Origin of the sequence: Paenilisteria rustica, from assembly GCF_013820765.1 — a bacterium.
Taxonomy (GTDB): Bacteria; Bacillota; Bacilli; order Lactobacillales; family Listeriaceae; genus Listeria_A; species Listeria_A rustica.
Map to the genome: position 1 here is coordinate 137143 of NZ_JABJVM010000001.1, position 18707 is coordinate 155849.

Annotated in this window: 20 protein-coding genes, 1 tRNA gene and 1 riboswitch; of the genes, 12 read left to right on the plus strand and 9 right to left on the minus strand. The window is 44.1% G+C overall.

Features of this window, described 5'->3' with window-relative positions; genetic code table 11:
- Positions 1-167 precede the first annotated feature (167 nt).
- The 6 genes from HPK16_RS00625 to HPK16_RS00650 form a co-directional block, all read right to left on the minus strand.
- Positions 168-728 carry an isochorismatase family protein gene (locus HPK16_RS00625; RefSeq protein ID WP_181675090.1) on the minus strand — a complete coding sequence of 187 codons (561 nt, stop codon included), beginning with the start codon at positions 726-728 and terminating at the stop codon, positions 168-170.
- Positions 725-1942, minus strand: coding sequence for a multidrug efflux MFS transporter (locus HPK16_RS00630; protein WP_181675091.1), 1218 nt, complete (start codon positions 1940-1942; stop codon positions 725-727). The genes HPK16_RS00625 and HPK16_RS00630 overlap by 4 nt, the downstream gene beginning before the upstream one ends.
- A gap of 80 nt (positions 1943-2022) precedes the next feature.
- Positions 2023-2847 (minus strand): helix-turn-helix domain-containing protein, encoded by an 825-nt coding sequence (locus HPK16_RS00635; protein WP_181675092.1) that lies wholly within the window; start codon positions 2845-2847, stop codon positions 2023-2025.
- A 9-nt stretch (positions 2848-2856) separates the two neighbouring features.
- Entirely contained in the window at positions 2857-3468 is a 612-nt protein-coding gene (locus HPK16_RS00640; RefSeq protein WP_181675322.1) for a TVP38/TMEM64 family protein, read from the minus strand.
- A gap of 144 nt (positions 3469-3612) precedes the next feature.
- Positions 3613-4593, minus strand: a complete 981-nt coding sequence (locus tag HPK16_RS00645; protein WP_181675093.1) for a glycosyltransferase family 2 protein — start codon at positions 4591-4593, stop codon at positions 3613-3615.
- A gap of 5 nt (positions 4594-4598) precedes the next feature.
- Positions 4599-6731 carry an ArnT family glycosyltransferase gene (locus HPK16_RS00650; protein ID WP_425487901.1) on the minus strand — a complete coding sequence of 711 codons (2133 nt, stop codon included), beginning with the start codon at positions 6729-6731 and terminating at the stop codon, positions 4599-4601.
- A gap of 230 nt (positions 6732-6961) precedes the next feature.
- Between HPK16_RS00650 and HPK16_RS00655 the strand changes: the two genes are divergently transcribed.
- The 4 genes from HPK16_RS00655 (at position 6962) to nfsA (ending at position 9798) form a co-directional block, all read left to right on the plus strand.
- A tRNA-Gly gene (locus HPK16_RS00655) sits at positions 6962-7032 on the plus strand.
- Positions 7033-7408: 376 nt separating this feature from the next.
- On the plus strand, positions 7409-8533 hold the full coding sequence (gene queG / locus HPK16_RS00660; RefSeq protein ID WP_181675324.1) for a tRNA epoxyqueuosine(34) reductase QueG: 1125 nt from the start codon (positions 7409-7411) through the stop codon (positions 8531-8533).
- A gap of 5 nt (positions 8534-8538) precedes the next feature.
- Complete coding sequence (gene trmL, locus HPK16_RS00665) at positions 8539-9048, plus strand: tRNA (uridine(34)/cytosine(34)/5-carboxymethylaminomethyluridine(34)-2'-O)-methyltransferase TrmL (protein WP_181675094.1); 510 nt, start codon at positions 8539-8541, stop codon at positions 9046-9048.
- A 12-nt stretch (positions 9049-9060) separates the two neighbouring features.
- The gene (gene nfsA / locus HPK16_RS00670) at positions 9061-9798 is read left to right on the plus strand and encodes an oxygen-insensitive NADPH nitroreductase (RefSeq protein ID WP_181675095.1); all 738 of its coding nucleotides are present in this window, start codon (positions 9061-9063) and stop codon (positions 9796-9798) included.
- 34 nt (positions 9799-9832) lie between these two features.
- Here nfsA and HPK16_RS00675 read toward each other — a convergent pair whose 3' ends face one another.
- The 3 genes from HPK16_RS00675 to HPK16_RS00685 form a co-directional block, all read right to left on the minus strand.
- Complete coding sequence (locus tag HPK16_RS00675) at positions 9833-10306, minus strand: low molecular weight protein-tyrosine-phosphatase (protein ID WP_181675096.1); 474 nt, start codon at positions 10304-10306, stop codon at positions 9833-9835.
- Position 10307: 1 nt separating this feature from the next.
- Complete coding sequence (locus HPK16_RS00680) at positions 10308-11045, minus strand: SMI1/KNR4 family protein (protein WP_181675097.1); 738 nt, start codon at positions 11043-11045, stop codon at positions 10308-10310.
- Between the two features lie 84 nt (positions 11046-11129).
- Positions 11130-11555, minus strand: a complete 426-nt coding sequence (locus HPK16_RS00685) for an Rrf2 family transcriptional regulator (RefSeq protein WP_181675098.1) — start codon at positions 11553-11555, stop codon at positions 11130-11132.
- A gap of 178 nt (positions 11556-11733) precedes the next feature.
- Between HPK16_RS00685 and HPK16_RS00690 the strand changes: the two genes are divergently transcribed.
- The 8 genes from HPK16_RS00690 to HPK16_RS00725 all read left to right on the plus strand — a co-directional run bounded on the left by HPK16_RS00690 (position 11734) and on the right by HPK16_RS00725 (position 18692).
- Positions 11734-12207, plus strand: coding sequence for a Dps family protein (locus HPK16_RS00690; RefSeq protein WP_036089159.1), 474 nt, complete (start codon positions 11734-11736; stop codon positions 12205-12207).
- 474 nt (positions 12208-12681) lie between these two features.
- Positions 12682-12984, plus strand: coding sequence for a HesB/YadR/YfhF family protein (locus HPK16_RS00695; protein ID WP_181675325.1), 303 nt, complete (start codon positions 12682-12684; stop codon positions 12982-12984).
- A 240-nt stretch (positions 12985-13224) separates the two neighbouring features.
- Complete coding sequence (locus tag HPK16_RS00700) at positions 13225-14307, plus strand: MBL fold metallo-hydrolase (protein WP_181675326.1); 1083 nt, start codon at positions 13225-13227, stop codon at positions 14305-14307.
- Positions 14308-14314: 7 nt separating this feature from the next.
- Positions 14315-14548 (plus strand): DUF3006 domain-containing protein, encoded by a 234-nt coding sequence (locus HPK16_RS00705; protein WP_181675099.1) that lies wholly within the window; start codon positions 14315-14317, stop codon positions 14546-14548.
- Positions 14549-14626: 78 nt separating this feature from the next.
- Positions 14627-14736, plus strand: a riboswitch (SAM riboswitch).
- A 128-nt stretch (positions 14737-14864) separates the two neighbouring features.
- Entirely contained in the window at positions 14865-15896 is a 1032-nt protein-coding gene (locus tag HPK16_RS00710; protein ID WP_181675100.1) for a methionine ABC transporter ATP-binding protein, read from the plus strand.
- The gene (locus HPK16_RS00715; protein ID WP_181675101.1) at positions 15880-16530 is read left to right on the plus strand and encodes a methionine ABC transporter permease; all 651 of its coding nucleotides are present in this window, start codon (positions 15880-15882) and stop codon (positions 16528-16530) included. The genes HPK16_RS00710 and HPK16_RS00715 overlap by 17 nt, the downstream gene beginning before the upstream one ends.
- A gap of 89 nt (positions 16531-16619) precedes the next feature.
- Positions 16620-17474 carry a MetQ/NlpA family ABC transporter substrate-binding protein gene (locus tag HPK16_RS00720; RefSeq protein WP_181675102.1) on the plus strand — a complete coding sequence of 285 codons (855 nt, stop codon included), beginning with the start codon at positions 16620-16622 and terminating at the stop codon, positions 17472-17474.
- A gap of 24 nt (positions 17475-17498) precedes the next feature.
- Positions 17499-18692, plus strand: coding sequence for a M20 family metallopeptidase (locus tag HPK16_RS00725; protein ID WP_181675103.1), 1194 nt, complete (start codon positions 17499-17501; stop codon positions 18690-18692).
- Positions 18693-18707: the final 15 nt, after the last annotated feature.

Genomic DNA, 18707 nt, shown 5'->3' on the forward strand with positions numbered 1-18707 from the left:
CTAAATTATCTACATTCTAAATGAATTTTTAGTAGCATAAAAATCATTGTTTTAAGAGGAATCTGAAATATTTACTGGCATATTAAAACTACTTAAATACCACTCTCCCGTATGCACAAAGAGAAGATGCCGTTCACCGGATTTGGTGAATAGCATCTTCTCTTTTCTTATAGGTATGAAATAACTTCCGCGCTAGACCGTACTTTACCGATTCTCGGGAAAATAGTTTGGCATACATAGTCATGCATTTCTTTGTTCGCCGCACCCATAACATCCTCCACAAAAACTTGATTGTAACCGAGTTGAAAGGCTTCGCGCGCTGTTGTATCCACACCAATTCCAGTAGACACACCACCAAGCACAATCGTCTCAATGCCACGGCGACGCAATTGCGAATCAAGGTCTGTACCATGAAACGCGCCCCATTGGCGTTTTGTCATCGTGTACGTGCCATTGATTGTTGCAAGTTCAGGGACGATCAGATCCCAACCATCAGGATATGCGGCTGTACTTTGCTCCTGATCTGTTGCGGGATGTAGCATATCCTTCCCGTCGAACGTCGAAACACGAACTAATACCACGAATCCGCCTTTTGCGACAAAGGCTTTGACTAGCTCTCCTGCTCGTTCAATAATAGCTTCTGGCGTGTAAGGTGCGCTATGATGCCCGATAATTCCGTTTTGTAAATCGATCAAGACAAGTGCTGTTTTCTCCATTTCTAGTTTCATTTTATTTGCTCCTTTAATAGTTGATTTTGTATATTTAGCTTTTTATACACTTTAAAATAAACCCAGACTGCGTTGACGAAAAGGAGGGCGCTGGTGATGAAAAAAACATACTGGATGCCGAGCCACGCTGCAATTTGACCACCAAAAACCGACCCAGTGAAAATCCCCAGATAACCGGCAGAATTTGTGATTCCAAAAACGCGGCCAGTAAATTCCGGTGGCGTCATTTTTTTAATCAAAATATTGACGGAAGGATTGAGTCCAGCGACCGCGAGACCGAGTATAAACCGCAACGCAATCAGCTCCCAGGGATGGTTTACAAAGGCCTGAGGTATAAAAACAACACCAGCCACAAGCAAAGCGACAAAAATAACGCGTTGTGCGCCAATTTTATCAGATAATTTTCCGAGCTGTGGTGCTGCCATGATACTCGCCAGGCCAGATGCGGAGAATGCGAGCCCCGAAAGTAGCGCGATATGCGATGCTCCCATTGATAGTTGCTGCATGTAAACCGTGATGATTGGTTCCACCGAATAAAGCGCTAATGTCAACGTAAAAAATGTCACGAACATCGTTAAAATAAAGCTTTTGTTAGGCAAAGCGCGCCATACTTCTTTCGTATTCATCACTTTTTTATCCGATCGTACAAAATTCTCTTTCACAAACAGCGCTGTTGAAATAAAAGCGATGAAAAGGAGTCCACCAGTCATGAAAAAGACATTTTGCAGTCCGAAATGTTCCGCGATGATACCGCCGACAAGTGGACCGAGTAGCGAACCTGTGATGGCGCCAGTAGAAAGCGTTCCGAGCGCCCAGCCCGCGTGTGCCTCATCGGTTTGCGTTGCGACGAGCGCTGTGCAAGCTGTTGCAAATCCAGTCACGACACCTTGCAAGGTACGCAGAGCAATCAGTTCATAGACATTATGCGTAAATCCCATGCAGCCAATGATAATCGCCATGCCAAGACTCGCGCGTAGCAACATCGGTTTACGCCCAAATCGATCCGCCGCCTGCCCCCAAATTGGTGAAAAAATAGCGGACATAATAAAAGTGATACCAAATGTCACGCCGGCCAGTTGAGCGACGAGTGCAGAGTTATCAACGCCGAGGTGCTTTATGTAAAGCGGTAAAACAGGAGCAATTTGACTCATCCCGATGCTGGTAACAAACGTTCCAAACCAACAAACAATTAAATTTCGCTTCCAAATCGGCATGTGACCTCATCTCCTCTTGTTATCTTAGACAATAACAACCTTATTATAAATGAGGAAATGCTGCTAATCCATGCACGATTTTAAAAACCATGGATATTTTTATTGTAATATTCCGTAGGGCTGACCCCTTCTAGCTGCTTAAAAAGTCGGCTAAAATAAAATTCATCGCTAAAACCGAGCTGTCTCGCGATATCTTTCACCTTTTTCATGCCATCCATCATCAGCTCTTTCGCATAATCGACCTTCATTTTGTTGAAAAAAGCAATCACAGAATAGCCGGTCGTTTCTTTAAAAATGCGGGATAAATAAGTTGGGGAGAGCTGCACAAGATCCGCCAATTCCGTGAGTGTGACGTTTTGTTGGATATGAAGCTGCATATAGGCAATCACTTTTTCCACCTTCAAACGTGTGGCATCATTTTTATGCTGTGTCCGAAGATTCTGATCAATCGCGAGAAGCAATTGGTGCAACAACGTTTTAGCGGTGAACTCATAGCCAGGGAATTTGGCATGCCAGCTAGTGACTAATTTTTCGAAGGCTTCACTAACGGCGTAATAATCTTGAAGCGCGGTTACAGGAGGAAGCGCAAGCCAATCGTGTTCTGGCTGAATCGTCCAAGCCGCATCGCTAAATCCAACTCGCGCATAACTAAAATGAACGGTGAACAGGGAAGCTGGTTGCGTGGCGCTCGTTTCAATCGAATGCTGCACATTTGCGGGCAGATAGAAAAGCATCCCTTCATGAAAGGTCCCGACTTTATCCGCAATGCTGTACGTACCAGTACCGCTAGTCACTAGAATCAGCGCGTGGTGTTGTAACGTCCGGGTCAGCTTTTTCGCTAAAATCAACCTCGAACCACCGCCATTGCAATAATGAATATGAAAAAATAGCTCATGTATGTTCATCCTAACCTCCTAAACGGTATCCTTCTTTTTCGTTCCCATCCAACGCTCCAACCGCTTGCCAACGAACCATAATACAACGACAATCACGATCAAAACAAGCAATTTCACAGGGTGTTGCAAGATGTCTCGCAAGTCATAGCCAATATAACTAATCGCAAAAACTTTAATTACTTTCCCACCGATGAGCGCCATTAAGAATTGGAAAAATCGAATTTCTGATAATGCAGCGACCACATTGACCGCAGAAGAAGGCGTAAACGGCATCACAAGCAAAATGAAAATCGGACCAAATCCGTGCTCATCAATCCAGTCCATCACCTTGCGAACGTGTTTATGGTTTGTCACAAATCGCAAAAATCGAGTTTGTCCAAATCGCCGGACAATCCAGAATACGCATAGACTCCCGAGAATCGCCGCGCTACACGAAATCACAAATCCCCAAAATAAACCGTACGCGCTCACGTTAACGATAACAAACAAGGAGAACGGCAAAAATGGCAGAAACGCTTCCAGAAACGGCAAGAAAAATGCCAATAAAGGTCCAAATGCGCGATACGACTGCATCCACTGCATCACATTATCATACGAGAAAAACTCTTTCATCGAATTATACCAATCCATCATGGCTATCCCACCCAATTCCTAACAGTTTTCTATTATTTTCTCATAATACCCGTAAAATTGCATTTTCAAGCTCCCGATGCAAAACAAAACCATATTTTCCGTGAAGTCTAGCATCACAAGAAAATCTGGTTTTGCGCGTTTTTAATTCGCTTTTTGGTTCATAAATACCGCGTCACTAGTCACACGCGATTTTTCAAAGCCATAATGTTCCGCAACGACATACAGCGGTCGATCCTTGACCTCATCGTAAATGCGACCAATATATTCGCCAATCATGCCTAGAATAACGAGGACAAATCCGCTAAACAATAGTTGAATAACGATCATCGAAGACCAGCCACTCACCGTCGTACTCGTAAATAACGCCTGGAAAAGCACGATCAGCATGTAGATGAATCCAACGCCAGATAAGACGACACCTGCATAACTTGCTAATTTTAACGGTTGATGGGAAAAAGAAGTAATCCCGTCGATCGAGAGTTTGAGCATTTTTTTGAGCGGATATTTCGTTTCTCCAGCAGCTCGTGCATCCCGTTCATACTCAATTGCAACCTGCTTAAAGCCCAGCCAGCTCACCAAACCACGAACAAATGGATTTTTCTCATTTAGCTTTTTCAGTTCTGTATATACTTTCTGGTCCATGAGGCGGAAATCCCCAGTATCAACGGGAATCTCCACATCTGTCAGTTTATGCAGCGTACGGTAGAACATTTTAGCACTCCATTTTTTGAAAAAAGTTTCACCATCTCGCTTGGATCGTTGTGCATAGACGACATCGAAACCGTCTTGCCATTTATGCACCATTTCAGGAATCAGCTCTGGAGGATCTTGCAAATCGGCATCGATAATAATAACCGCATCGCCACTCGCATAATCCGTCCCAGCCGTAATTGCTACTTGATGCCCAAAATTTCGTGAAAACCCAATACATTTCACATGTGGATCAGCGAAACTAATTGCTTGAACGAGCTCTAATGTTTTATCCTTACTCCCATCATTCACGAAGAGGAGTTCGTAATCCAAGGGCAGCTTCTCCATCACATTTTTCAAGCGCTGATATGTGTGTTCCAAGACAGCCTCTTCATTATAAAGCGGAACGACCACAGAGATTTTTTTCGTCATTGTCCTCAATCCTCCTCGGTAAGTTTATAGAGTGTACCACCAGACTGTCCACCAGGGCCACCTTGCATGCCGCCGCGACCTTGTGAATTTTCACTTGTTGTTGCGCTCGTAGTTGCATCGGTCGCGGTTGTCGTTTCATCGCTCCATTCCGAGCTAGCCACTTTCACGCCATTTTCCTCAATCCAAGCCACTACATCTGAATTACTTGCCTTATTATTCGATGGTAAATAGAAATATTTTATTTTGCCATCCTTAATCATTTGCTTCAATTCTTTCACTGTCAAAATTGGATCCGTCCCGTTGAACCCGCCGAGTGCCATCACAGATTTGCCAGTTTTGATAATATAAGGCGCAGCTGTGGAAGCATCGGTTGTTCCGAATAAGAATTCCGTTCCGCTACTGTTTTCTTCTAGATAGGAAATCAATTTCGCGTTCACTGTCGCATCTGCAAAACCACCGCCACTGCTCGTTTTTAGTTGTGGTCCAGCCTCTGGAAGTGCACTATTACCACCGTACATCATTGGCGTTAATGCCCAATAGGTTGGGGCTAAAAGGAGGGCGACTAAGGACGCTATGGCGATCCAAGAAGTCCATGAGGCTTGTTTATGCTTCACGATAAATAGTGTTGTTGCAAGACCTAGACCAATCACGCCAACGACTCCCATCCAAAGCATCGAATATTGCGCGATGAAGAACATTTGTAGGCCAGTCGTTGCGACTACTGCGCTTGGCAATAAGTAGCCGGGCACGCCATGATTTTTGCGATAGAGCTTGAGTAGGGCCATAAACCCAGCGCCAGTCAACGCTGCGATGGCAGGAGCTAGCATGATTAAATAATAGTGATGGAAGAAGCCTGCGATACTGAAGAATCCGGCAACAGGAATGAGCCATGCAGCCCAGAACGCCATCTCTTTTTGCGCGGTATTCCATTGGAAGAAGCGACGTTTGCGACTCCAATTAGCGATAAAGATAGCCGCCATGCCAAACAATGCCAATGGTAATAACCAGCTGATTTGATCGCCGAGTGCTGTTTGGAAAAGACGTAATGGACCAGCTGTACCAGTACCAAACATCCCTGTGCCGCCCATCATTTTCGAGCCGCCACCTTGTTTTCCACCGTTTTGTCCGCCGCCAGGGCCACCACCGTTGCCACCAGGACCACCGCCATTCATGCCATTTGTTGAGCCACTCGGAGGTTGAGGTGGTTGACCAGACATGGATGAGCCATTTTGAGCCGATTCCGTGCTAGCATCAGGTGCGATATTATCGTTATTGGACGATCCGATTTGTGAATTTGTTCCATCTTGACCGCCACCACCAGTACCCATGCCAGTTTCTTGCCCCAGAAGTCGCTCCATGCCGTTATAGCCAAATGCGAGCTCTAACACAGAGTTTGTTTGACTACTGCCGACATAAGGCCGCGCATCCGCTGAGGTGCTGTCGACAATAACTGCCCATGAGACAGAAACGCCGAGCATCATCACGAGCGCAATCACAAGATGTAGCAGTTTTTTCTTCCAGTTTAATTTTGCTGCGATTAAATAAAATAATAAAAATGCGGGAACAACCATGTAAGCTTGTAACATTTTGACATTAAACCCGACACCGATTAAAACAAATGCCAGTAATAAAAAACCAATTTTCCCTTTGCGCACGGCTTTAAACAACGCCCATGCGCCGAGCAATAATACGAAAACGAGAATACTATCCACATTATTTGTCCGGCTAACCGCGACAGCAATCGGCGTCGTAGCCATTATGAGCGCTGCAATCCGAGCCGCCCAGCTACCAAATGTCGGTTTTACGAGGAAATAAAGTAATAAAACCGATCCAACACCTGCGAGCGCCTGCGGTAAAATAACACTCCACCCATGAATCCCAAAAATCAGAGCACTAATCGTTTGTAACCAGAGCGCGACAGGTGGCTTATCCACTGTTACAAACCCAGAAGGATCAAGCGCCCCGTAGAAGAAATTAGACCAATTCTCCGTCATACTCGTAACCGCCGCCGTATAATAAGGGTTTACCGTATCGTCATTCCATACACCCCAAAAATTTAGAAACGCAGCAAGCACTGCAATACCAATTAAAAACCAATCAATCCGTCGTTGTTTCACCATTTCCATCACTTCCTTCATTTACTGATAATCCCAGTGTATCTGGCAAATGTGAAAAAAGAATGAACAGAATGGGAACATAGTTTTAAATGTTTATTTTAGAAGGGAAGAAGCAACCTAATAATAGATGCATTTTATCTCCGTTTAGCTTTTCGAAAAGAATTTGAAAAAAGTTTTCAAAAACCCCTTGCCAAACACGCGGAGTAGTGATAATATATTAAATGTTGCTAGAACAACTTGTTCTAAACTATGCGGGTGTAGTTTAGTGGTAAAACTACAGCCTTCCAAGCTGTTGTCGTGAGTTCGATTCTCATCACCCGCTCTTAAATATGTTATCAACGCAGTGTTTCGACCTTTATAAGCGAAGCATTGCGTTTTATTTTGACCGAAAAGCTGAAACGGCCCGTTCAGCTCTGAAAAAAACTGGAGCGGCCGCAGTAAAAATCCTCTTTTGATTTTTGTGGAGGGCGTGAAGTTTTCGAGGAGTTGGCCGTTGAAGCTAGATCTTGAGGCGCTGAATTTGACGCAGTACCTTGTTTTTTTGTTCGTGACTTAACGCTAACCTTTCCATTTCAAACGCTTTCGCTCGATTTGTGTAAAGCCGTATCTACGTTTTACCCAAAAGATAAAAGAAGATAAAGACAAAAGATAAAGACAAGAGACTAAGAACTGAGGTGCGAACCTTGCAAAATATAGATATGGACGTATTAAAACAAGACATCATTGAGTACGCAGATGAAATAGGTATTCAAAAAATAGGATTTGCTTCGGCTGATCCTTTTTTAGAATTGAAAACAAGGCTGGAGGTTGCCGCGAAAGAGGATGTTTTGACTGGTTTTGAACATCCAAATATTGATGAGCGTGTGTATCCTGATTTGATATTCAAGGAGCCGCGGTCGATTATTGCGATTGCGCTGGCGTATCCTTCGAAAATGAGGAACGAGCCGGTGAGTAGGAAGGAATCGCGTCGTGGTGTTTTTTCTCGGGCTTCGTGGGGGACGGATTACCATACGGTGCTTCGTGAAAAATTGACATTACTGGAGGCATTTATTGCCGAACGTGTTCCGGATGCGCAGTTTAAATCGATGGTGGATACGGGTGAATTGTCAGATGTCGCGGTCGCGGAACGGGCTGGGCTTGGGTCGCGCGGCAAGAATACGCTTTTGATAACGCCAGAGTTTGGCTCGTTTGTATATTTAGGTGAGATGTTGACGAATTTGCCTTTGGCGCCGGATAAGCCGATGGGGGATTTGTGTGGCGATTGTAATAAGTGCGTCGAAGCCTGTCCTACGGGGAGTCTGCTCGGGGAAGGAAAGATGAATCCGAAAATTTGTCTGAGTTATTTGAGCCAGACGAAAGGCTTTTTGGATGAAAAATATCGCGATGTGTTGCATAATCGATTATATGGTTGCGATACGTGCCAAGTGGTGTGTCCGTACAACCGCGGGCATGATTTCCATTTTCATGAGGCGATGGAGCCGGATCCTGAATTGGTGAAACCTGAATTGAAGCCGTTGTTGTCGATTTCGAATAAAGAATTCAAGGAGAAATTTGGTCCAATGGCGGGCTCATGGCGTGGGAAAAAGCCGATTCAGCGTAACGCAATTATTGTGTTGGCGCGATATAAGGATAAGACGGCGGTGCCGGAGCTAATTCGGTGTATGACGGAAGATCCGCGACCAGTGATTCGCGGGACGGCAGCTTGGGCACTCGGCAAAATTGGTGGGGCAGACGCGGAACAAGCACTGATTCAGGCGCACGATGTCGATGCAGAAGTAACTGCAGAAATTACGCGGGCAAAGAATTTAATAGGAGTAAGGTGAAGAATTTGGCAAATCATATAGTACTTTATCAACCGGAAATTCCGGCGAATACGGGGAATATCTCGAGGACATGTGCAGGGACGGATACGTATTTACATCTGATTCGACCGCTTGGGTTTTCGACGGATGACAAGATGTTGAAGCGGGCTGGACTTGATTATTGGGATCATGTGAAGTTGAAATATTACGATTCGATAGAGGAATTTTTCGAAGTGAATGCAGGCGGCGAATTTTATTTTATTACGAAATTTGGACGTCATTTATACAGTGAGGTGGATTATCAAGACACGGATAAGGATTATTTCTTTATTTTTGGGAAGGAAACGACGGGATTGCCGGATGAGGTTCTCGCGGTGCATGAGGATACGTGTTTGCGGATTCCGATGACAGACCATATTCGGTCGCTCAACTTATCGAATACAGCGGCTATTTTGATTTATGAATGCTTGCGTCAACAGCAGTTTGGTGCGCTTGATCAAATGCCGCACTATGATCGTAAAATTTTTAAAGACTAGGGGATGAGTCCAATGAACGAAACGATTGAAGGGATTTTAAGTCATTATTCGGTACGCGATTTCACAGATCAGGCGCTGACAGAAAATGAGATTGCTCTGCTTGTCAAAAGTGCACAGGCCGCTTCTACGTCGAGTTTTGTACAAGCATACTCGATTATCGGTGTTTCCGATTTAAAACTGCGTCAGGAGCTTTCTGCGGTTGCTGGAAATCAGGATTATGTCGTGAAGACAGGTCAATTCTTCGTTTTCGTCGCCGATTTGTCACGCCATCATGAAATTGGCAAGGCGCGCGGGGCAGATACAGAATCGCTGTCAACGATGGAACGCTTTCTTGTGGCGACGGTGGATGCAACGCTTGCCGCTCAAAACATGGCGATTGCAGCAGAATCAATGGGTCTTGGCATTTGCTACATCGGCGGAATCCGGAACAATCTTGCAAAAGTTTCTGAATTACTACATATTCCGGACTACGCCACACCACTATTCGGCCTGACAATCGGCCACCCGACTACGAATTCCGAACCGAAACCAAGACTTGCTAGCAAACTGGTCTACCATGAAAATCAGTATCAACCGAAAAACATGAAAGACTTCGAAGGCTATGACGCTACGATTCGCGACTACTATGCGGCACGAACTGGCGGTAAGCGCGTAGAAGGCTGGACCGATCAAATCGAACGCGGTTTGCGCCACACGACAAGGCAGGACATTAAAGATTTCTTAGCGAGTAAGAACTTAGGTAAAAAATAAGAAAAACGACGATTCGCGCTGAATCGTCGTTTTCTTATATATCGAATTTTTCCCGAATAGCCTGCAAAAGTCCCTCACACCCTGCACTCACAAGCCGTTCTGTTTCCTCGAAATTCCCCGTATAATAAGGATCAGGAACTTCTGTCACTTTTTCATCAGGCGCGAAATCCATCAGTTTTTTCAGGATAACATCACTATCCAGAGGTTTCAACGCCTCTAAATCCGTCATATTCGACCCGTCCATCCCAATCACATAATCGAAATCAGAAAAATCATCCTGACCAATCAGACGCGCGCGCATTTGTGAATAATCAATGCCGTGCCGCGTTAAAACCTGCTGCGTCCCGCGATGTGGCGGATTCCCTAAATTCCAATTTCCTGTCGCTGCAGAATCAACCCGAATCTGCTCCGTTAACCCGGCCGCATCCACCTTAGCGCGAAACATTCCCTCCGCCATCGGAGACCGACATATATTCCCCAAACATACAAATAATACACGAACTACCATCTTAATCCTCCCATTCCTTTCTTAACTCCGCAACTTTTTCCGGCCAAAAATGCTGTGATTCCAGCCAAGACAACATCTCGTCCACTCGTTTTGCATCCAATTTTCGCCGGAAATAATAAATCTGATTTTCAAGCAAAGTCACGCCAACTTGTCGATAAGGCGCCTCATCCGAATGAAGCAAGCCATCAATCTGCATCAAATACCAATCCTTTTCCGCGCGGTCCTCAAGCAGCTGCAAAATCTCCAGCGTCTTCTGCACATTCGCCATCGCCAACATCTGCTCCAATTTTTCAAGCGGATAATTGGGTGTAAACGCCACATCAAAAGGAGAGAAGTACAGCGCATCGACGAAATCCGCAAAACTTTCCGCGACAACAAGTGTTTGCAGTGTTTCAAAATCTACATAAATCACACGAGGTTCCGCCGTCTGATAATCGAGCCCAATATAGCGATGCCCGTCTTGATGAAAATACACCTGTTCCCCTGGTAAATCCACATCTTGCTCCTCCAAAATATGAAGTAGCAGCCCATCAAGACCCGCCATCGAATAAATTTCTGCATCCGCGAGCCCATATGAAGTCGGCTCTGTAACCGGAAAATGATTTTTCGCAAGCAGTCCGCCATTATGAACACGCAACATATCTTTATAAACTTCCGGCAAAGAAAGCCGATGCGTCTGTTCCCACTCCTTGATTTCGCCATCCAAAGCAGGGTTCGCCCCACGCAACCAAATAGCCATCCGGTTCACCTCTTTCTACACCCAGTATACCAAAAAGAATCATTTTTGACGCGCCATAACATCAAAAATGATTCTATCTCTATTTTATACTAATTCCGAGCGAATCGAATCCACAACGTCCGCCATAGTTTTATCTGCCAATACTTGTTCCATCGCAGTTTGTGCGTCACGTAATGTTTGCTCCATTGCACCTTGAATATGCGCCCCGACCTCACAATTCGGATTAGGATTCTCATGAAATTGAAACAATTCGCCATCCTCGACACTATCCACGGCTTTATAAACTTCCAAAAGCGTTATTTGATCCAGCGGCTTCAAAAGTGTCGCGCCGCCAGTCCCAGCCTTGACCGTAATCAGTCCAGCCTTTTTCAACTGACCACTAATACGCCGAATCACAACAGGGTTCGTATTCACGCTCCCAGCAATTTTCTCAGAGGTTAATGGTGGCTCTTGAGTAGCAATTAATGATAAAATATGAGTAGCAACAGTAAAACGACTACTGATTTTCATCCAAACCAACTCCTTTGTAACCATTGTAGTTACAAAATAAGAAGATGTCAACCATGTTTCATCCCAACGCTTTATGGTAAAAAAGATTGTGAGAGAAAACACGATTGGACAAATCGTAAAAACTAGTTTATAATTATTATTAGATAATAGTTATTATAAATAAGGAGGAGAATTATAAATGAAAACAATCAATTCAGTAGACACAAAAGAATTTTTAAACCATCAGGTGGCGAACTTAAACGTATTTACGGTGAAAATTCACCAAATCCATTGGTTCATGCGTGGCCATAACTTCTTCACATTACATGAAAAAATGGACGATCTTTACAGCGAATTCGGCGAACAAATGGATGAAGTGGCAGAACGCTTACTAGCAATTGGTGGCGCACCATTTTCAACATTGAAAGAGTTCTCAGAAAACGCAAGCGTAGAAGAAGCACCTTACACAAAACCAAAAACAATCGAGCAGTTCATGGCAGATCTTGTTGGCACGTTAGAATTATTACGCGACGAATATCAACAAGGCATTGAACTAACAGGAAAAGAAGGCGATGACGTAACACAAGACATGCTTATCGGCTTCAAAGCATCGATTGACAAACATATTTGGATGTTCAAAGCCTTCCTAGGAAAAGGACCTCTGGAGAAATAGATCATATCCCAGATAAATCGGCGATAAGCGCTTGCATTGTTGGGGCTGTTCGAAATGAAATGAGTTACAGCCCTAATATGCATGAGAGCGAAGCGAGCATGTAATCGTTCCTGGCTGTTCGAAATTAGTTATGCCTAGGAGCATCGCGAATAGGCGTTCCTTCTGGAAATTTAGAATAAGGATGTGATACATCTTTGTTCCACCAAACTCCCTGAATACAAACGCTTTCGCTCGATTTGTTTAAAGCAAAATTTTCGTCTTACCTGGCATAATCGGTTTGGCGATTTTTTGTCGTGTTTAGCTATCAATCATATCTGTGGTATTAAATTATATTTTAAGCTTTTATCAAAAAAGAAGTTTAACTTTTCAAAAAAAGTGGTACATACAATTATCAACTGTAAGCAAAATACATGCGAAATGAGTAGATATCTGCTATCCTTGCAGTAATCGAAATAGGGAAGAGGAGTGATGACAATGCAAATCGAAGTAAGCGATCAAGCGCAACACTGGTTTAGAAATGAGTTTAACACGGCTGGCGGTAATGGCATTAGACTATTCGCAAAATATGGTGGCTCTAACAGTTCCCTACACCCTGGTTTTTCAATCGGGTTAGTATCTGAAAAGCCCACAGAAATGGCATTGCAACACAAAATCGGCGATATTTTATTCTACGTAGAAGATCATGATTACTGGTACTTTAAAGATCATGACTGGATTATTGACTACAACCCAAAAAGCGAAGAAGTGACATTTAAGTTCTTCGAGAAAGTAAAATAAATCTCTCAGCGGGTCGACAAACGCTTAGTTTCATCGACCCGCTGAGGCTTGGTGAGAAATCATGTGAAGCGGTTTTTCAAGATTTTGGCGAGTCCTTATAGGGCTCGTTTTATTTGGCGTAAATCTCCCAACTTTGGAGGAAGCTATTTACTCTCCGTGCCGATTCTGCTATTCTAAAGTGTAGAGAATTAGGGAGTTGAGGACTTGAAGAAATTAGCAAAATGGAGCATTCTTGGACTTATGTTAGTCTTATTTATCGCTGGATGCTCGAACAACACACAAACATCAAGCGTTACCGAAAATACACTGAAAGGCGCGAAATTCACTTTTTTCGACGTCGGTCAAGGGGATAGCACGCTTATTCAAGCTGACGATGGCACCACGATTTTGATTGATACCGGGCGCCACGACGATAATCGAATTTTGACATACCTCGAAAAAGCGAATATCGAAAAAATTGATTTGCTGCTATTGACGCACCCGCACTCGGACCATATTGGGAATGCGGATAAAGTCATCAAACAATATAAACCGAAAGAAATTTGGATGGACGGCCTCGTGTTTAACAGTTCGATTTATGAACGTGTCATCGATGCTGCATTGGCATCAGACGCTAAATATAAAGAACCGAGACGTGGTGAGAAGGCGACATTTGGACCATTCGGGATTCAAGTTTTGAGCCCAGATAAACTGTCGGATAACGCGAATAATGATTCTATCGCGATTCGTTTAACATACAAAGATATCGCGGCTATTTTTACAGGAGATGCGGAGAAATCGCGCGAGCGAGAGATGGTGGACAGCGGACTTGATTTGAACGCGCAGATTCTTGATTTGGGCCATCACGGTTCATCGACATCGAACCAGCCGTACTTTTTAGATGCGGTTAAGCCAGAAGTTGCTGTTTATTCCGCTGAAAAAGGGAATTCATACGGGCACCCACATCGCGAAGTTATCCAGTGGTTGAAAGACCGCGATATTACAACATACGGAACGGATGTTGAAGGAACGGTGACGATAGAAACGGACGGTAAACAAATCCACGTAGCAACAGAAAAATCAGGGACACCAGAGCCCGGAAGTACTAGTGGCAAGCAAACCGCCGAAGAACCTGGTGCCGCAGTCCCAATGCCGGATGCAATCAATATCAACAAGGCAACAGCAGAAGAATTGCAATATCTACCAAGCATTGGCCCCGTTTTAGCAGATAAAATCATCTCAGAACGGCCATACCGAACCATTGATGACTTGAAAAAAATAAACGGAATAGGCGATGGCATTGTTCGACAAATCAAAGAACAAGGCAAAGCAACCGTAAAGTAGGTGAATCATGAGCAAAAAAGCGATTTTAGACCGTATCGAGGATGGAAAAGCCGTTTTTCTACTTGAGCCAGACCAGCAAATATGGACAGTTCCACAAACCAAATTACCAAAAAATATTCGTGAAGGTAGTTCTGTTCGTATTGATGGTACAAGAATCACGCTAGACGCCCAAACTACAGCCGAAAATAAAGCACGAATCGCATCGAAACTCGAACAATTACGCAGAAAAAACGGACAATAAACAAAGAACTTTTCCAAAAGTGGTTGACAGTATCCGAAATACACGATATAGTTATAAAAAATAAATAACGACTTACACATTTTATCCAGAGAGGTGGAGGGATTTGGCCCTACGAAACCTCGGCAACAGATCATTTATTGATACTGTGCCAATTCCAACAAGCATTCTATTTGCTTGGTAGATAAGGTGAGACGACAAAGACTGCATTCATATGACTGTATAATTATTCGGTACATAGATGTTTGGACTAGAATCTCCTCTTATTAACTTAAGGGGAGATTTTTTTGCGGGTAAGGCAACTAAGGGAGTGAAGAGAATGATTGAATTCAAAAATGTAACAAAAACATTCAAAAGTGGAGGCAAAGAAATTACCGCTTTAGACGGCGTCAGTCTAACCATCGAAAAAGGCGATATATTCGGTGTCGTAGGCTTCAGTGGTGCTGGGAAGAGCACCTTGATTCGCACGGTAAACTTGCTTGAACGGCCAACAAAAGGCTCAGTGGCTGTGGCAGGAACCGACTTAACAACACTAAAACAAAGCGAACTCCGCGCAGAACGTAAAAAGATTGGGATGATTTTTCAACATTTTAACTTATTGAATTCCAAAACGGTCTTCGATAACATCGCGATACCACTAGCTTTAATACATACAAATCGAAAAGAACGCGAAAAACGAGTGCTAGAATTGCTTGATTTTGTTGGATTAGCAGATAAAGCAAAGAATTATCCCGACCAGTTATCAGGCGGTCAAAAGCAGCGTATCGGCATTGCACGGGCGTTGGCAACCAACCCAGACGTGCTACTATGCGATGAAGCAACGAGCGCACTAGATCCAGAAACGACAGGCGCGATTCTCGAACTACTGCAAAAAATCAATAAGGAGTACAATATTACGATCCTGCTTATCACCCATGAAATGTCCGTGATTCGCGAAATCTGTAATCGAGTAGCGGTGATGGAAGGCGGTAAAGTTATTGAAGAAGGCAAAGTATTCGATATCTTCTCAAATCCGCAAAGCCAAACTGCAAAAAACTTTGTGAAGACCGTTATCAATGATGATATTCCAGCCAGTGCGTTGAAGCTGATTCAAAATCATGACGCCACCGTTTGGAAATTCACATTTGTTGGAGAATCCTCTGGGAATCCGCTACTTTCCAATATTGCCAAACAATTTGACGTCAATGTCAGCGTTTTAAGTGGGAATATTTCTGAAATTCAGGCGATTGCATTTGGCTACATGATCGTAGAAGTCACAGGCGAGCCAGAAGAAATTGCGAAAGCCTATGCATACGCAATGACACAGAACGTCAAACTAGAGGAGGTGGGAACACATGGAAGTAACATCTGAACAGCTACTGACAGCTTTTACCGAAACACTTTATATGGTGACTTGGTCGCTCTTGTTTGCCTGCCTCATAGGAATTCCACTTGGCGTTCTACTTGTTGTCACACGAAAAGGTCATATTTTGCAAAATACAGTGATCTTCAACATTTTGAACCCGATTATCAACATTTTGCGTTCCGTACCATTCATTATTTTGCTCGTAGCTTTGATTCCTGTGACGCGTTTTATCGTCGATTCGAGTATCGGCGTCAAGGCCGCAATTGTCCCGCTTGTTTTCTACGCAGGACCCTACATCGCAAGACTTGTTGAAAACTCACTTTTAGAGGTGGATCAGGGCATTATCGAAGCAGCCCAAGCAATGGGCGCGAACGCTTGGCAAATTATTTGGCGGTTCATGTTGCCAGAAGGACTTAGCTCACTGATTCTGACGTTGACTACTGCGACGATTGGATTAGTTGGTGCGACCGCGATGGCAGGAGTTGTTGGTGCTGGTGGGATCGGAAACTTGGCGATTACCTACGGCTATCAGCGGTATGATAATATTACAATGCTCGTTACAGTCATTATTTTGGTCGTTATCGTTCAAAGTGTACAGTCACTGGGGAATTTCATTTCTCGCAAAATCCGCCGTCGCTAGATGCCGGCGCCGCCTTCGTGAGGAGGCTCAATCATGAAAGACTGGAAGCACGATTTTAACAATAAAAAATAATAAGGGAGTTTTTTTAGATGAAAAAATTGGTATTGGTTTTGACTTTAGCTTTGTTGGCAGTTGTTGTTACGGCTTGTGGTGGTGGGGACGAGAAGGCAAGTGGGGATGAGAAGAATTTGGTGATTGGCGTTAGTGCTGGGGATCGCACTTGGCCTGAAATTAAGCGGATTGCTGAGAAGGATGGCATTAATATTGAATTGAAAGAATTTAGCGACTATGTGTTGCCTAACCGCGCACTTGCTGATGGCGACTTAGATGCAAATGCATTTCAAACGATTGCTTACTTCGATTCTTTTATTAAAGAAAATAAGCTAGATCTTGAGCCGCTTGCTTCGACAGTTATTGCTCCAATGGGCGTGTATTCGAACAAGGTCAAAGATATTAAGGATATTAAAAATGGTGCTACAATCGCTGTTCCTGATGATGCTACGAACTATGGCCGCGCGTTGCTTTTGTTACAAGAGGCTGGGCTTATCAAGCTTGTTGATGATTTCGATGGTAATGGCTCACCGGAAGCGATTAAAGAAAATCCGAAAAAATTGGATATCAAACCGATGGTGGCCGGCCAAATCCCGCGTGCATTGGACGATGTGGACGCAGCAGCTATCAATAACGGCGTAGCAGTTGACGCGAAACTTGACCCACTAAAAGATTCGATTTTCCTAGAGTCGGATACGGCGAAACCTTACATTAACATTATTGCCGTTCGAAAAGGGGACACGGATCGCGAAGCTTTGAAAAAAATCGTAGAAATTTACCACTCGGATGAAATGAAGAAATTTATCGATACAACATATAAAGGTAGCTCGATTCCGGCATTTGTTCCGCTTGATGAGCTAGAAACGTATAAAGAAACGTGGTCTAAAAAATAAATTCGAAATACGGAGGCGTTGCACATGGTACAAGCAAAACTGACATGGTCTGAGGCCATTAAAACAAACATTGAGGCGCATCAAGATTTTTACATTGAAGTGAGTCATGACATTCATGATCATCCTGAAATCGGCAACGAAGAATTCTACGCAAGTGAAAAATTGGCGACGGTCCTTGAAAAAGCTGGTTTCACAGTGGAATCAGACGTAGCTGGTCACAAAACGGCTTTCCTCGCTCGTAAAAAAGCAGAGAAGTCAGGCGCGACGGTTGCCTTTTTAGCGGAATATGATGCTTTACCAGGGCTAGGACACGCCTGCGGACACAATATCATTGGGACAACAAGTGTTGCTGCAGCCATTGCGCTCGCGGAAGTCATCGAGGAAACTGGCGGTGAAGTCGTCGTACTCGGAACACCGGCAGAAGAAGGTGGACCAAATGGTAGCGCGAAAGGGAGTTTCGTGAAGCATAACCTTCTAAAAGACATCGATGCTGCGTTAATGATTCATCCATCGAGCGATTCCGCGCTAACAACACCATCTCTCGCTGTAGACGTTCTAGAATTCGAGTTTTTCGGGAAACCAGCCCATTCAGCGGCCAACCCAGAAGACGGTATCAACGCACTAGACGGGCTCATCCAGTTTTATAACGGTGTCAATGCCTTGCGCCAACACGTGACTTCCGATGTGCGTATTCACGGTATCATTTTAGACGGTGGTCAAGCACCAAATATCGTTCCAGATTACGCCCGTGCCCGTTTCTTCACGCGTGCCGATAAACGTCGCCGTCTCGATGATATTACGAAGCGCGTCATCCAAGTCGCAGAAGGTGCCGCGATTCAAACAGGTACGACTTTTAAAGTGACAAATATCCAAAATGGCGTCGATGATTTCCTGATTAACAAACAGTTTAATCGCCTATTCGCGCGTATCGCTGAGCAACTAGATGAGCCGCTTATTACCGATAGCCGCGGCATTGGCTCGACAGATGCAGGGAATATTAGCCAAGTTATCCCGACAATCCATCCTTATATCAAAATTGGCTCGAGTGACCTCGTTGGGCATACCGTAGAATTCCGTGAAGCCGCAAGATCCGCAGCAGGAGACAAAGCCTTAATCAAAGGCGCCAAACTCCTCGCACTAACCGCTCTAGAACTTTACACGAACGAAACACTACTAGCTGATATAAAGCAAGAATACGAAGATACAAAACAAGTTTAATCTACCGAAAAAGGA